Genomic DNA, 14,708 nt, shown 5'->3' on the forward strand with positions numbered 1-14,708 from the left:
ATTGGCCAGCAAAAAAGGAGGCCGTACTACGCGAGCCGTTCGCTCAACCACCTGCCGATATCGTTGACCTGCTGCGGGCAGAGCGCGTGGGCCATGGGATATTGACGATAGTTCGCCGAGTAACCGAGCGCCTTGAGGCGCTCGGCGCCAGAGCGGCCAAGCGTTTCAGGCACGATGGGGTCAAAGTTACCATGATGCACCTCAAGGGGGATATGGCGGTTGGCCTCGGCAAGTTCAATGCTGTCGGCGGTGGCAAAGTAGGTCGACATCGCCAGCAACCCGCCCAGCGGCTGGGGGAACGAGAGAGCCGCCTGATAAGCCACCGCGCCGCCCTGAGAGAACCCTGCCACGATGATGCGCTGGCTATCGATGCCTTGGTCGATCTGCTCCTGAATCAGCGCCTGAATGCGCGCGGCGGAGGTTTTCAGCTGCACTTCGTCGACCCGGCGCCCCAGGTCCATGGCCAGGATGTCATACCAGGCAGGCATCACCATGCCCCCATTGATGGTCACCGGCAGGCGCGGCGCATGGGGCATGATGAAGCGCACATGGGCGCTTTCCGGCAAGGCCAGCGCAGGCACCAGCGGCTCGAAATCGTGCCCGTCGGCACCGAGTCCATGAATGATGAACACGCACGCATCGGCGGGTTGACCATGTTGCGGCTCGATAATCAGTTCGCCTGGAGCTGTCATGTCGCATTCCTTGGTGGCTGTCAAAAGCGCCACCCTAGCGTAAAGCGACGCGTTGGGCGAGTCCTTCCCCGCTTAAAACGGCCACACCCACGGAATCAACGTCACCGCAATGGCCCCGGTCAGCAGGTTCAATCCACCGCCTACGCGCAGAAAGTCCCCCAGCCGATACCCCCCTGGGCCATGCACCATCAGATTGGTCTGGTAGCCAATGGGGGTCAGGAAACTGGCCGACGCAGCAAACATGACGGCCACCACGTAGGGCATGGGATTGACGCCCAGGCTCTCGGCCGCCGCCATCACCACCGGAAAGATGATCACCGCCGCCGCGTTATTGGTCACCATCTCGGTGAGCAGCGCCACCACGCAGTAGGTGCCCAACAGCAGTAGCCAGGGATTACCTGCCACCAGAGAGAGAATACCGCCCGCCATCACGTCGGCTGCTCCAGAGGTTTGCAGCGCAGCCCCCACGCCGAACGAGGCCGCAATGGTCAGCAGAACCTGAGTATCCAGACCCCGTTTGGCCGCGCCTACCGTGCAGCAACCGGTCAGCAGCACCATGGCAGCGCCCAGCATGGCAGCATTGAGCATGCTGAGCACGCCAAAGGTCGCCAGCATCACCGCCCCCAGCAGGATCGCCCAAGCCAGCGGCGCCTTTTCATGCACCGGCCTGGCCGCACCGTTGAGTTCACTGATCAGCAGGAAATCCTTGGACTGGCGATGGCGCTCGATGAACGGCGGGCGAGCCTCGAGCAGCAGCACGTCCGCTGGCTGCAGGCGTACCTGCCCGAGGTTGCCGGTCACCCGCTCACCGCCGCGACAAATCGCCAGCACCGCCGCCCCGTACAGAGTTCGAAAGCGTCCGTCGCGAATGCGCTGGCCAATGAACTGGCACTGACTGGAGACCACGGCTTCTACCAAACGTCGTTCCTTGAACTCCTTCTCCAGGCTGGAAGCGCCATCCCGGGAGGGAATCAGCCCCCGGATCTGCTGCAGCTCCACGGCCGCCGCCGAAGTGCCCACGAACACCAGCCGGTCACCGCCCTTGAGCTGCTCGCCCGGCCCCACCACGCTGACCACGTTACCGTCACGCTCGATCTCGACCAGAAACAGCTCCTGAAGATGCCGCAGCCCCGCCTCCTCCACGGTGCGGTTCACCAGCACGCCAGTGGGGTCCACCTCCATCTCGATGGTAAATTCTCTGGGGTTGGCAAAGGCATTGGCGACGCCTTTGCGGGCAGGCAGGATGCGTGGGCCCAGCACAATCAGGTACGCAAGCCCGGCCAGGGCCACCGGCAAACCGACCCAGGCCAGCTCGAACAGCCCCATGGCCAGCTCCGGGTAGCGCTCCACCAGCAACCCATGCACCACCAGATTGGTGCTGGTACCGATCAGCGTGATGGTCCCGCCCAGAATGGAGGCAAAGCTCAGCGGCATCAGCAGCCGCTGGGGAGACAGCTTCAAACGGCGGCTCCAGCTCATCACCGCAGGGATATAGGTGGCCACCACCGGGGTATTGTTGAGAAAGCCGCTCAGCGACGCCACCGGCAGCAGCAGCCGGGTCAGGGCGCCCCGCTCGGTGCTCGGGCGGCCCAGCACATAGCGAATGATCAAATCGATGCCGCCGGTTTCACGGATGCTGGCCACCAGCACGTACATGAACGCCACGGTGAACAGGCCGCTGTTGGAGAAGCCTCCCAGCGCCTGCTGCGGGTCGATGACCCCCAGTGTCATCAATACCACCACGGCTCCCAATAGAATGATATCGGGGCCCAGGCGCGACAGCGCCATGAGGGGGAAAATCGTCAGCACCACCCCAACGGCAATCCAGGCATCCAGCGACATAAACCCATATCCTTGATAAACGAACCTGGGGATATTGTGCCGCCTGCCCAATATTCTAAAAAGTTATTTTTAGAAACACAGTAAGAACAAAATAGAATATACCCATGAGGGGTGAGGTGAGGTGAGGTGAGGTGAAAATCGTGGCAAACAAAAAACCCCGCACGAAGGCGGGGTTTTTTTACAGGCTGACCCGTAGGTCACCTGACAACATCATTCGTTCAGATTACAGAACTTTGATGTTGGAAGCCTGAAGGCCTTTTTTACCCTGGGTGACGTCGAAGGAAACCTTCTGGCCGTCTTGCAGAGTTTTGAAGCCGTCAGCTTGAATTTCGGAGAAGTGCGCGAACAGGTCGTCGCCATTGTCGTCCGGAGAAATGAAGCCGAAGCCTTTAGTGTCGTTAAACCACTTAACGGTACCAGTTGCCATGATCGAAATCCTCGATTTAGCTTAATGAAGAGCCGGGTAATACCCGAGTTGCAGTGGGTAGAACAAGAAACTTTCACCAGACTCAACGCGAGAGCGTTTCGATACTGCTGACTACGTTCGACTTGCTAACCAACTGCATGCAGCATGCGCTTAACGACGCTGCACGTCAACACTATGATGGAAAAAAATGTCAGTGCAATGAATTTTCTTCCAAAATCCATCCGGCGGCCTTTTCGGCGATCATCAGCGTCGGCGAATTGGTGTTGCCACTGGTGATGGTGGGCATCACTCCCGCGTCGGCCACCCGCAGTCCAGACACCCCGCGAACCCGCAATTGCGCATCCACCACGGCCATGGGGTCGTCGTCTTTTCCCATCCGCGTGGTGCCGACCGGATGGAAAATCGTCGTGCCAATATCCCCTGCCAAACGGGCCAGCTCCTCGTCGGTCTGGTACTCCACGCCCGGCTTGATCTCTTCCGGGGCGTATCTGGCAAAGGCGGGCTGCTCGGCGATGCGTCGCGTCACCCGCAGCGAATCGGCGGCCACCTTGCGGTCCTCGGGGGTGCTCAGATAGTTCGGCGCGATCGCCGGTGCCTGGCGCGGGTCGGCGCTTTTCAGGCGCACGGTGCCTCGGCTGGTAGGGTTCAAGTTGCACACGCTGGCGGTGATCGCAGGGTACGGGTGCAGCGGCTGCCCAAAGGCTTCGAGACTCAACGGCTGCACGTGGTACTGGATATTGGGATACGGCTGGTCGTCGGAACTACGCGTGAACGCGCCCAACTGCGACGGCGCCATGCTCATGGGTCCCGTGCGCCGCGTGAGGTACTCCCATCCGATACCGGCTTTGCCCCATAACGTGCTGGCCATGGCGTTCAGCGTTTTGGCATTGCTGACACGATACACCGAACGTATCTGGAGGTGATCTTGCAGGTTCTCGCCCACCCCCGGCAGGTCGTTCACGACCTCGATGTCATGCTCGGCAAGGTGCTCGGCGGGACCGATGCCCGATAACTGCAGCAGGTGGGGCGAGCCAATCGCGCCGGCACACAGCACGACTTCCTTGCTGGCCTGCACGCGCAGCGTCTTGCCTGCTCGCACCACTTCGACTCCTTCGCAGCGGGGGACGGTCTGATAACGCTCGAAGCAGAGCCGATTCACCTGGGTGGAGTGCCACAGCGTCAGGTTGTCCCGCTTCAAGGCCGAGCGCAAGAACGCCTTGGCCGTGTTCCAGCGCCAGCCGTCGCGCTGGTTGACTTCGAAATAGGCAACGCCTTCGTTACTGCCTCGATTGAAGTCCTCGGTTCGAGGAATACCGGCCTGAACGGCAGCTTCGGCAAAGTCATCCAGCACCTGCCACTTCAGGCGCTGCTTCTCCACCCGCCACTCGCCGCCGTGGCCATGAAACGCGCGGTGAGTGTCATCACCGTCGCTGCCTTTATCCAATCGGTAGTGGTTTTCGTGTTTGATAAAGTCCGGCAGGCAGTTCTCCCAGCGCCAGGCATCGCTGCCGGTCACTTCCGCCCAGTGGTCGTAATCCCGCGCCTGGCCGCGCATGTAGATCATGCCGTTGATACTGGAGCAGCCCCCCAGGGTCTTGCCGCGCGGGTAGATCAGCGAGCGACCGTTCAACCCCTGGTCGGGCTCCGTGCGAAACAGCCAGTCGGTGCGCGGGTTGTTGATGCAATACAGGTACCCGACGGGTATATGAATCCAGTGGTAGTTGTCTCGGCCACCGGCTTCGATCAGCAGCACCCGATTGTTCGGGTCGGCGCTCAGTCGGTTGGCCATCAGGCACCCAGCGGTGCCTGCGCCTACCACGATATAGTCAAAGCATTGCATGGCGGCATGAGCCGCCATGGGGGTAGTTGTATTGTTGGACATGCGGGTGACTCCGGTGAAGAGCGGGCGTTACTTCGCCGTGGGCATCACGAATTCGGCACCGGCGTCGATGGAGTCAGACCAGCGCTGCATGATCGACTTCTGCTTGGTATAAAAGCGCACGCCCTCTTCGCCATAGGCATGGGTATCGCCAAACAGCGAGCGCTTCCAGCCGCCGAAACCGTGCCACGCCATGGGCACGGGAATCGGCACGTTGATGCCGACCATACCTACCTGGATACGGCGGCCAAACTCACGGGCAACGCTACCGCTTTCGGTGAAGCAGCTCACGCCGTTACCAAACTCATGGTCGTTGATCAGCTGAATGGCGGTGGCCACGTCCGGCACGCGCACACACACCAGCACCGGGCCGAAGATCTCTTCTTTATAGATCGTCATGTCGGGGGTCACGTGATCGAACAGCGTGCCACCCATCCAGAACCCCTCGGCGCAGCCTTCTCCCGCGTTGGCGCCGTCGAATTCACGGCCATCGACGATCAGCTGTGCACCCTCGGCCACGCCCTTTTCGATGTAACCGGTAATGCGCTGATGGGCCTGGCGGGTCACGATGGGACCCATTTCGGCGTCCAGCTGCATGCCATCCTTGACCTTCAGCGCCTGGGCTCGCTCGGTGAGCATCGGCACGACTTTATCGGCAACGTCGCCCACCAGCACGGCCACGCTAATCGCCATGCAGCGCTCGCCCGCACTGCCGTAGGCTGCGCCAATTAACGCATCCACTGCTTTATCCAGATGGGCGTCTGGCATCACCACCATATGGTTTTTCGCCCCGCCCAGTGCCTGTACGCGTTTGCCGTGCTTAGCCCCGCGCTCGTAAATCAGGTTGGCAATGGGGGTGGAACCGACGAACGACAGCGCCTTCACCTCCGGATGATCGATCAGCGCTTCCACGGAGTCCTTGTCGCCCTGCACCACGTTGAATACGCCATCCGGCAGGCCCGCCTGCTGCAACAGGTCAGCAATCATCAGCGAGGCGCTAGGGTCCAGCGGGCTGGGCTTGAGAATAAAGGTGTTACCGGCAGCAATGGCGATGGGGAACATCCACATCGGCACCATTGCCGGGAAGTTAAATGGCGTAATACCTGCCACTACGCCCAGCGGCTGACGCACGGTCCAATTATCAATGCCGGTGCTGACCTGTTCGGTGTAATCACCCTTTAATAGCTGGGGAATACCGCAGGCAAACTCAACAATATCAATACCCCGTGCCACTTCGCCCTGGGCATCGGTAAATACCTTGCCGTGCTCTTTGGTGATTGCTTCGGCCAGGGCATCTTTATTGGCGTTCAGCAGCTCCAGGAATTTAAACATTACCCGAGCGCGGCGAATAGGCGGCGCATCGGCCCAGGCTGGAAATGCCGCCTGGGCGGCTTGCACGGCGGTGTCCACATCGGCGGCCGAAGCCAGGGCAACGCGGCCGGTGACCTGACCCGTGGCCGGATTGAACACGTCCTGGGAAGTACCAGAGGTGCCTTCGCTGCGCTGGCCGTTGATGAAGTGGTGAATGGCGTGAGTTGTCATTGTCGCTACCTTTATAAACATCGTTTAAGTGGTGAGGAGAGTCTGCCCTAGACTACCCGGCGCCACAGGCCAAGCAATTGAGTAATTTTTAACCCGGATATAAGCTCTGCTAATAACATGACAACGAAGGTCATCGACCATGCAGGAGTACGCCACGCTACGGGCCTTTGTGGCCGTTGCCCATACCGGCAGCGTCTCGAGGGCGGCCGATCAGCTCCATCTGACCCAGCCCGCGGTTAGCCTAAAGTTGAAGCAGCTACAGCAGCATCTGGGCTTAACGCTATTCACCCGCCGCCCGCAAGGGTTAACGCTCACCGCCGATGGTTACGCCCTGCTGCCTGCGGCTGAAAATGCCCTGGCCAGCGCTCTGGCCTTTGAGCAGAGCGCCAGCGCATTACACAGCACGCTGCGCGGCAAGCTGCGTATTGGCACCATTGTTGACCCAGAATTTATTCGCTTGGGCGATTTTCTCAGCCGCTTGATGGCCCGCGCGCCACAGCTGGAAACCGAGCTTCACCACGGCATGAGCGGCAGCGTATTGGACAGCGTTGAGCAAGGGGAATTGGATGTGGGCTTTTTTCTCGCCCCGCCCGGCGAAGGTACCGGCAATAGCGCCCTGGCGTGGCGGGAGTTAACTCACTTTCACTACCACGTGGTGGCACCGCCGGGCTGGGAAGCCAAACTTGCCGACACCCGCTGGGAGGCGCTTGCGCAACTACCCTGGATTGTAACTCCCACCGTGTCAGCGCATTCGCGACTACTTAAGCGGGCGCTGGCCGCAAGCGGCGCGACTCCGAACCGTGTTGCCCAGGTCGACCAAGAGGCGTGTATGCTGGATTTAGTCAGAGCAGGCGTGGGCCTGAGCCTAGCGCGAGACGCGCTGGCCATGGCCGAACGCCAAGAGAGCGGCTTGGCGGTGGCAGACAACGTTCGCCTGCCCTGCGCATTAAGCCTGATCTGGCGCAGCGACCGCGCCACCGAGCCCACGATTAAAGCCGCACTAGACACCCTCGATACGGTGTGGCCGCATCGGCTAAGGTCGCTGTAAGGAAGCGGAACCTGACAAGTAACCCTCTCCGTTACCCTCAAAAGCGCCAAGACGCTTTATCCGCCTTGGCGTTTTTTTATGGAACGATTTCCTATGCGACTTGCCCCAACGTGAGCGTTATTAAATGGCTAATTATTCATTTGGGCAAAACGCCATTTTTCTACTAAGGTAAAAAGTCAGCATTAATAGACCAGTCGGCTAAAGGACTACTCTACTTGATTGAACGCCCCGTTGATCTAAAGAGATAGGAGATCTTATGAGCAACACCATTACGACAGTGAACCCGACCACCGGCGAAACGCTTGAGACCTACACGCTGATGGATGAAAGCCAGGCCAAGCAGATAGTCGAGGCCAGTCATGAGGCGTTTTTAGACTGGCGGCTCAAGCCGCTAGAGCACCGCGCCAAGGTGGTGAAAGCGATTGGCGAAGCCATAAACGCGCATAAAGAAGAGCTTACCGACCTGATGGTCAAAGAGATGGGTAAGCTGCCCTCGCAAGCGCGCCTGGAAGTGGATCTCTGCGTCGGCATTTGTGACTACACCGCCGAACATGGCCCCACCAAGCTGGCCGATGAAGAGCGCAAACCCGGCAACGGCGAGCGCGGTATTGTTACCTACTCCCCCATGGGCGTGATTTACGGCATTCAGCCCTGGAACTTCCCTGCTTACCAAGTGGTGCGTTACTCCATCGCCAATATTATGGCGGGCAACAGCGTGCTGCTAAAACACGCTGAAAACGTGACGGGCAGCGGCCTGCTGCTGGAAAAAATCTACCGCGAAGCGGGCCTGCCGGAAAACGTTTTCCGCACGCTGGTGATTTCACACGATGTATCCGACACCATCATCGCCCATAAAGCCGTGCGTGGTGTGACCCTGACCGGCAGCGACGGCGCTGGCCGCAAAGTGGCCGCCAAAGCCGCCGAGCATCTGAAAAAGACCGTACTAGAGCTAGGCTCCAACGATGCCTACTTGGTGCTGGACGATGCCGACCTGGACGTGGCGGTGGATACCTGCGTCACTGGCCGCGTGTTTAACGGCGGCCAAACCTGCGTAGCGGCAAAACGCTTTGTGGTCACCGAAAAGAACTACGAAGCGTTTAAAGAGCGCTACGTGGCACGCATGAAGGACTTAAAAGCGGGCGACCCGACCAAAAAAGATAGTGACCTAGGCCCGATGGCCCGTGTCGATCTTCGTGACGGCCTTCACAAACAGGTGGAAGAGAGCGTGCGTAAAGGCGCAAAAATCCTCTGCGGCGGCGAAAAACCAGAAGGTAAAGGGGCATTCTACCCGGTCACCGTGCTGGATAACGTCACCCCCGGCCAGCCCGCCTACGACGACGAGCTGTTTGGCCCGGTTGCCGCGTTGATTCGTGCCAAAGATGATGAAGACGCCATGCGCATCGCCAACGACAGCCGCTACGGCTTGGGCGGTGGCATCATCTCCAAAGACGTGAAGCGCGCCACCGAGCTGGCCAGCAAGTATTTCGATACCGGCATGGTGTTTATCAACGGCTTTGGTGTGGCAACGCCTGAAATGCCGTTTGGCGGCGTGAAGGATTCCGGCTACGGCCGTGAGCACGGCGGCTTTGGTATGCACGAGTTCGTCAACATTAAATCGGTGATTGTGGTGCAAAGCTAACATCGCCAAGCCCATCGGCTTACGATGGGCTAATCCATAAAAACGCCGCAGTGTCGTTTATGACCTGCGGCATTTTTTATGGGTAGCGTATTTTAAAAGTGGCGTTAGACAATTTTCTGCTGCCGACGCTGCCATAGCGTCACTATCAGCGCGACCACCAGCCAGCTTACCAGCGCGGCAATCACGTCATCCAACACAATGCCCAACCCACCGGTGACATACTCCGCTAAATGAATAGGCGGCGGTTTTAAAGCATCAAAAAAGCGGTAGACGCCAAACGCCAAGGCCAGAACCAATGGATGGCGAGCGGCTTTTAGTCCCAGCACCGCGAGCGGAAGAGCGACGTACTCATCGGCAACGATGCTGCCATGGTCCAGGCCATCATAATGCCACGCAGCGATATGACAGACCGGCACGGCCGCTATCAGCATCAGCGCGATGATGACCGCCTGCTGCCCCGTTGGGCGACCCAAGAGCCACCACGCCAGCGGCAAGCCAATCAGTGACCCAAAGGTACCCGGCGCAACGGGCGCTAGCCCCAACCCAAAGCCGGTGGCTAGCCAGAAGTTGAGCGTATCGAGCATTAGCCAGCCTGCTGCGCCTGACGCTCGAGCTCTGCCGCCATCTCAGGCGTTAGGTTTAGCGCGCTGGCGAGTTGGTCCAACCATGCCCGCTCCATGGGGTTTTGGTCATCAATCACCGCAACGCTAATCAAGTACATTTCGCGAGCGGCCTGGGGGGAGTCCGCTTCACGGGCCAATGCCTGGGCGTCCAGCGGGGCTTTTAGCTGCTGTTCGACCCAGCGGTGCATCTCCTCATCCGCGCCGAGGGCATCAATCTGATCGGTGATCAGCGCCTGCTCCTGCTCATCGATATGACCATCCGCCCGTGCGGCCATAATCATCGCCTGCAGCAGTTCCAGGCTGCGGCGCTCTTGATACTCACCGCTTAACACCTCGACACGCTCGCCTTCCGAGGAGGATTGGGTCGCAGCTCCTTTCTTTTCCTGAGAGCTTTGCCACGCTTTCCACGCCAGCATGCCCACTCCCGCAATCGCACCATACTTGAGCGCTTTACCGCCCATGCTGCGGCCACGCTTCGAGCCCACCAGCATGCCCAGGGCACCGCCGCCCAGCAGGCTTTTCACATCAAAACCGCTGGATCCGCTGCTTTGACGCGTACCTTGGCTGCTATTACCGCCCAAATGGCGGGAGAGCCCATCAATCACGCCTTTGACATCCATGCCGCCGCTGCTACCTTTGCTACCACTGGCCTGGCTCATCAGCTGCTGCAGAATTTTGCTTGCATTCATCCTTGCACTCCTCAATAGACATTCATTCGACGGGTTGAACGCGGGTCGTTTAACCCTTGTTATAGCGCATGCTACATGAATACAGCATGAATTAACCTTGCGCTAGCGCTTAGCTCAGCGCCTCTTTCACCTCGACCGAACTGCCATGACGGCTAGCGCTCACCTCAATACGAACCGGCATCTGCTCTTTGAGTTCGCTGACGTGGGAAATAATCCCAATCATGCGTCCGCTCATTTGCAGCTCGCTCAGCATGGCGATGGCTTGATCAAGGGCGTCTTGGTCCAGGCTGCCAAAGCCTTCATCTATGAATAGCGTATCGAGCTGAATACCGCCCGCGTAGGCCTGCACCACATCGGAAAGCCCCAGCGCCAGCGACAGCGCCGCCATAAACGACTCCCCACCAGAGAGCGTGGCCACCGGGCGATTTTTGCCGGTGTAGGTATCGGCCACGTCCAGCTCAAGGCCAGACGCTTTATTGCCTTTAGAGGGGTCTTCCCGGCGCACCAACTGGTAGCGCCCACGGCTCATGCGCACCAAACGTTCAGACGCTTGAATCAACACATCATCCAGCAGCACGCCCAGTACAAAGCGCTGCAGGCTAATGCGATGGCCGGTGCGGCCATTGGCGACTTCACTGAGCGTGCCCCACAGCTGGTATTGGGCCTCCAGCTCCGCCTGGGAGGCGTGGGCAGCCACCAGCTTTTGGTGAATGTTTTGCAGCGTGGTTAATCGCCCATCCAGTTGCCGCCACGCCTCTAGCTGGCTGTTTTCTTGGGCCTGTGCACTTTCAGCCTGGGCAGTCAGTGCGGCAAGATCCGGCGGTATCTTTTCCGCCAGCTGGGTTTGGTAATTCTCTAGCGCGCCCTCAAGCTCGGCCAAGCGGCGTTGATACGCCTCCACCCGATGCGTCAGCTCGTGCCGCTGGGCATCATTCAGTTGGGCAGCCTGATATTCCGCCTCATCAGCAAAGGGGCTAGCCTGCAGCGCGGCCTGCCACTCGGCGCGAGCCTGCTGAAGCGACTGCTCGCTACGCTCGACCCGCTCGTTCGCCCCGCGCAACTGCTCTTCCGCCCGCGCCAGTTGGGTCTGGCTAGTCGAAAGCGCTTGCTGGGCGCTCTCCCAGGCTTTTTCAAGCTGGGCGATGTGCTGCTCCAGCTCGGCCAGGGTTTGGCGCATTGCTTCGGGATAACGGGCGTCTTCCGGCAGCGATTGGCTCAGCTGGTCGCGCTGACTCTCTAAGCGAAGCGCGTGCTCTTTCGCCTTTTCCACCTCAGGCCGCTGGGCTTTTAGCTGTTTATCCAGCGTGCCCCACTCGCGTCGCAGCGCGTCCCGGGCTTCGGTCTGTTGGCGAATCTCAGCGTCAACCTGCTCTCGGCGCTGCACCTGGCGGCGCAGGTCTTCATAGGCATTTTGCAAAGCAGACAGCGGTTGACTCACCCACTCCCCTAACTGCTGATTCAGTCGCTGGGCCTGCTCTGTGTGGCTGTCGATCTGTTGGGTGAGCTGATGGTGATGGCGCTCTGCCCGTTGTAGCGCTTGACGGGCCTGTTCCTGCGCTGCTCTGGCCTCTTCCACCTGTGCCTGGGTGACCAACTCAGCGCGATTTATCGCTGGGGCGGGATGTTCCAGGCTGCCACACACCGGGCAGGGGGCATCCTGCTCAAGGGTCAGCGCTAACAGCGCAGCCTGGCCCTGGTGCCAGCGCATCTCCTGCTCAGTGGCGTAGCGTTCGGCACGCTCGGTCTCGCCTTGCTGGTGGCTGAGCGCGTTTTTAGCCTGCAGCTGTTGCGTGGTTAATGCCTGGTGCCGCTGGGTGAGTTTATCCAGTTCTTGGCGCAGGGCTAGCAGGTGGTGATGGCGGGTTAGCTCAGCGGGGGCGCTCGCCAGTTGCTGAAACTCACTCTGCAAGCGTTCCAGGTGAACGCCGATGGCTTCGCCTTGCTGGCGAATGCCATCTAGCTGCTGCTCATCACGCTTAAGCGCCTCATCGGCCTGTTGCCAAACGGCCTGAGCTGTTTGAAAGTGCTCCTGCAGTTCACTGAGCTGCTGGCTTTTCTGGATAAACTCGCCCAGCTGGCGGTGCCGCTCCCTCATTACAGGGAGCTCCGCCTGCTGCTGGCGTGCCGTCTCTAGCGCCTGCTGTGCCTGTTCAGCGTGAGAATGCTGCGTGATTAACGCGGCGTTTGCTTGGCGCTGCTCATCGTGGGCGGTAGCCAACGCCTGCTGCGCTTGGTCTAGAGCGGCTTTCTGGGGGCGCAGCGCCTGGGCATGGGTACTCTGCGCTAACCGCGATTGGCTGTTTTCCACCTCGCCTCGCTGCTCAAGATGACGGGCTTTATCGGCTGCCAGCGCGTCCCGCGCCTCAAATTGGCGCTGTAGCGCCAGGGCCTCATCGCGCTGCTGTTCGGCAAGTCGGCGCTTTCGCTGCGCGGTTTCAAAGCCTTCCCGCGCTTGGTCTACCTGTGGCACCAGCGCTTCTAGCTCTTGCGCCAACGCGGCTTCGCTCTCAAGCTCCCCCCCGGCAAGAATGCCATTGATATGCTGGCGATGATCGCTCACCGCCCGCTCGATTTGATTAGCCTGAGTGCGCAGGCGCTCTTCAATACGCTGGAACACCTGGGTTTGAAACAGCTGGGAGAAAATGACTTCGCGCTCTTTGGAGCCTGCCAGCAGCAGCTCCCGGAACTTACCCTGGGGGAGCACCATCACCTGACGAAACTGATTGGCGTCTAGGCCTATTAGCGCTTGCAGCTCCGCCGTGGCGTCGGTGACCTTACGCGCCACTAAGCACTCGTCCTCCTCGCCTTCTGGAGTGAGTCGCCACAGCTGGGCTTCTGCGGTTTGTGTCGTTGTGCCTTCGCCGCTGGCTTTGGGACGCTCCTGCAAAGGCACTCGGCGCACCCGATACATGACATCACGCAGGCGAAACGTCAGGCTAACTTCGGTGAGCAGAGAGGCATCCGCCTGATCGCAGCGCATTTGAACGGCGTCCCGCTCGTTGCCGGTGGTTTGACCGTACAAAGCAAAACAAATCGCATCGAGGATCGAGCTTTTACCCGCGCCGGTGGGGCCGTTAATCAGAAACAGCGGGCTTCTGCCCAGCGCGGTGAAGTCGATGGTTTCGCTACCGGCAAAGGGGCCAAAAGCCTGCATGGTCAGCGTTAATGGCGTCATGCTTGGCCCTCCTGCTCGCGACTCAAGGCGGTGATCAACTCGCTCATGGCACGGGCCTGGGCGTCGCTCATTGGCTCGCCGCTGGTTTGAGTGAAGAAGTCGCTGAACATATCCAGCGCGCTGAACGCGAGCCGCTCGCGGCCTAGCTGTTGGCGGCCTTTTGCTTCCAGCATGCCGGGCTTTTCCAGGTGCAGCACGTTGGGGTACACCGCCCGCAGCTTACCCATGGGGTCGAGAATGGCGTGACGGTCGGTGAGGCGCACCAGCAGATAGTCATCGGCGTGGGGATCAGCGGCCCCTTGGGCCAGCAGCTGAGCCAGCTCACCTTCCAGCACGCGCACGTCCCGGCGGGGCAGCAGCGGATGGTGGGCTATTTGAGTGACACCTTCGCTGCCCACCTCAACAAGGGTGACGCCTTTGCGCTGGGTGGCTTCGGAAAAGCTGTACTTCAGCAGCGAGCCGCTATAGCGAATGTGCTCGCCACCGCGAATCTGGGGGCCGTGAAGGTGGCCCAACGCCACGTAGTCGAAACTCTGCATGGGTTCCCACGCCACGCTTTCGGCACCGCCTAGGGTGAGCGGGCGCTCGGAGTCGCTGGCGGTGCCGCCATCCACAAAACAGTGGCTCATCAGTAGCGTCGGGCGGCCCGGCTGGCGCTGTGCCTCAATGCGCTCCAGCAGGTAGCGGTGGGCGCTATCGAAGTCGCGTACGTCCACGCCAAACGCGCTGCGCACGTACTCTGGGTCCGCGTAGGGGATGCCGAACACATCCACCGTGTCATCGCCAATCGTGAGCGTGACTGGCTGATCGCAAGTGGCTAAGTCAGTGAGAATATGCAGCCCGGCTTGGCGCAAATGGCGCGCGCCAAACCCTAACCGCTCAGCGCCATCGTGGTTACCGGAAATCATCACGACCGGCAGGCCGCGCTGCTCGCACAGCTCGACCAATATCTCATCCAGCAGCGTGACCGCCGCAGCGGGTGGCACCGAGCGGTCGTAAATATCGCCCGCGACCAGCACCGCATCCACCTGCTCGCGGTCGATGATCTCCAGCAACTGCTGCAACACATGACGCTGGTCATCCAGCAGGGAAAGGTTGTGAAATAGACGCCCTAAATGCCAATCGGCAGTGTGAAGTAATCGCATGACAGGC

General features: G+C 60.1%; 11 protein-coding genes. 2 read left to right on the plus strand and 9 right to left on the minus strand.

The annotated features are described in order from the left end of the window. Nucleotides 1-26 precede the first annotated feature (26 nt). The 5 genes from RVM27_RS04440 to RVM27_RS04460 all read right to left on the minus strand — a co-directional run bounded on the left by RVM27_RS04440 (nt 27) and on the right by RVM27_RS04460 (nt 6,382). Nucleotides 27-692, minus strand: coding sequence for an alpha/beta hydrolase (locus RVM27_RS04440; RefSeq protein ID WP_498957454.1), 666 nt, complete (start codon nt 690-692; stop codon nt 27-29). Nucleotides 693-764: 72 nt separating this feature from the next. Further along, nucleotides 765-2,534 carry an SLC13 family permease gene (locus RVM27_RS04445; RefSeq protein WP_498957455.1) on the minus strand — a complete coding sequence of 590 codons (1,770 nt, stop codon included), beginning with the start codon at nt 2,532-2,534 and terminating at the stop codon, nt 765-767. A 223-nt stretch (nt 2,535-2,757) separates the two neighbouring features. Next, nucleotides 2,758-2,961, minus strand: coding sequence for a cold-shock protein (locus RVM27_RS04450; RefSeq protein WP_009101184.1), 204 nt, complete (start codon nt 2,959-2,961; stop codon nt 2,758-2,760). A 190-nt stretch (nt 2,962-3,151) separates the two neighbouring features. Continuing rightward, entirely contained in the window at nt 3,152-4,819 is a 1,668-nt protein-coding gene (locus RVM27_RS04455) for a GMC family oxidoreductase (RefSeq protein ID WP_498941695.1), read from the minus strand. Nucleotides 4,820-4,870: 51 nt separating this feature from the next. Then, nucleotides 4,871-6,382, minus strand: coding sequence for a CoA-acylating methylmalonate-semialdehyde dehydrogenase (locus RVM27_RS04460; RefSeq protein ID WP_498957456.1), 1,512 nt, complete (start codon nt 6,380-6,382; stop codon nt 4,871-4,873). A 139-nt stretch (nt 6,383-6,521) separates the two neighbouring features. Between RVM27_RS04460 and RVM27_RS04465 the strand changes: the two genes are divergently transcribed. Beyond that, nucleotides 6,522-7,430, plus strand: coding sequence for a LysR family transcriptional regulator (locus RVM27_RS04465; RefSeq protein WP_498957457.1), 909 nt, complete (start codon nt 6,522-6,524; stop codon nt 7,428-7,430). A 256-nt stretch (nt 7,431-7,686) separates the two neighbouring features. Further along, the gene (locus RVM27_RS04470) at nt 7,687-9,069 is read left to right on the plus strand and encodes an NAD-dependent succinate-semialdehyde dehydrogenase (RefSeq protein ID WP_498957458.1); all 1,383 of its coding nucleotides are present in this window, start codon (nt 7,687-7,689) and stop codon (nt 9,067-9,069) included. Between the two features lie 104 nt (nt 9,070-9,173). Here RVM27_RS04470 and RVM27_RS04475 read toward each other — a convergent pair whose 3' ends face one another. The 4 genes from RVM27_RS04475 to RVM27_RS04490 form a co-directional block, all read right to left on the minus strand. Next, nucleotides 9,174-9,653 carry a phosphatidylglycerophosphatase A family protein gene (locus RVM27_RS04475; RefSeq protein ID WP_287807479.1) on the minus strand — a complete coding sequence of 160 codons (480 nt, stop codon included), beginning with the start codon at nt 9,651-9,653 and terminating at the stop codon, nt 9,174-9,176. Then, nucleotides 9,653-10,381, minus strand: a complete 729-nt coding sequence (locus RVM27_RS04480) for a tellurite resistance TerB family protein (RefSeq protein WP_287807481.1) — start codon at nt 10,379-10,381, stop codon at nt 9,653-9,655. The genes RVM27_RS04475 and RVM27_RS04480 overlap by 1 nt, the downstream gene beginning before the upstream one ends. Nucleotides 10,382-10,490: 109 nt before the next feature. Then, the gene (locus tag RVM27_RS04485) at nt 10,491-13,556 is read right to left on the minus strand and encodes an AAA family ATPase (RefSeq protein ID WP_287807483.1); all 3,066 of its coding nucleotides are present in this window, start codon (nt 13,554-13,556) and stop codon (nt 10,491-10,493) included. Then, nucleotides 13,553-14,701 carry an exonuclease SbcCD subunit D gene (locus RVM27_RS04490; protein WP_287807485.1) on the minus strand — a complete coding sequence of 383 codons (1,149 nt, stop codon included), beginning with the start codon at nt 14,699-14,701 and terminating at the stop codon, nt 13,553-13,555. The genes RVM27_RS04485 and RVM27_RS04490 overlap by 4 nt, the downstream gene beginning before the upstream one ends. Between the last annotated feature and the right edge of the window lie 7 nt (nt 14,702-14,708).

This window comes from Halomonas sp. KM007 (assembly GCF_050709225.1).
Lineage (GTDB): Bacteria > Pseudomonadota > Gammaproteobacteria > Pseudomonadales > Halomonadaceae > Vreelandella > Vreelandella hamiltonii.

Excerpts from the sequence above, each read along its gene's own strand:
- RVM27_RS04440 (WP_498957454.1), bottom strand. The coding sequence starts at position 692 with ATGACAGCTCCAGGCGAACTGATTATCGAGCCGCAACATGGTCAACCC.
- RVM27_RS04445 (WP_498957455.1), bottom strand. The coding sequence starts at position 2,534 with ATGTCGCTGGATGCCTGGATTGCCGTTGGGGTGGTGCTGACGATTTTC.
- RVM27_RS04450 (WP_009101184.1), bottom strand. The coding sequence starts at position 2,961 with ATGGCAACTGGTACCGTTAAGTGGTTTAACGACACTAAAGGCTTCGGC.
- RVM27_RS04455 (WP_498941695.1), bottom strand. The coding sequence starts at position 4,819 with ATGGCGGCTCATGCCGCCATGCAATGCTTTGACTATATCGTGGTAGGC.
- RVM27_RS04460 (WP_498957456.1), bottom strand. The coding sequence starts at position 6,382 with ATGACAACTCACGCCATTCACCACTTCATCAACGGCCAGCGCAGCGAA.
- RVM27_RS04465 (WP_498957457.1), top strand. The coding sequence starts at position 6,522 with ATGCAGGAGTACGCCACGCTACGGGCCTTTGTGGCCGTTGCCCATACC.
- RVM27_RS04470 (WP_498957458.1), top strand. The coding sequence starts at position 7,687 with ATGAGCAACACCATTACGACAGTGAACCCGACCACCGGCGAAACGCTT.
- RVM27_RS04475 (WP_287807479.1), bottom strand. The coding sequence starts at position 9,653 with ATGCTCGATACGCTCAACTTCTGGCTAGCCACCGGCTTTGGGTTGGGG.
- RVM27_RS04480 (WP_287807481.1), bottom strand. The coding sequence starts at position 10,381 with ATGAATGCAAGCAAAATTCTGCAGCAGCTGATGAGCCAGGCCAGTGGT.
- RVM27_RS04485 (WP_287807483.1), bottom strand. The coding sequence starts at position 13,556 with ATGACGCCATTAACGCTGACCATGCAGGCTTTTGGCCCCTTTGCCGGT.
- RVM27_RS04490 (WP_287807485.1), bottom strand. The coding sequence starts at position 14,701 with ATGCGATTACTTCACACTGCCGATTGGCATTTAGGGCGTCTATTTCAC.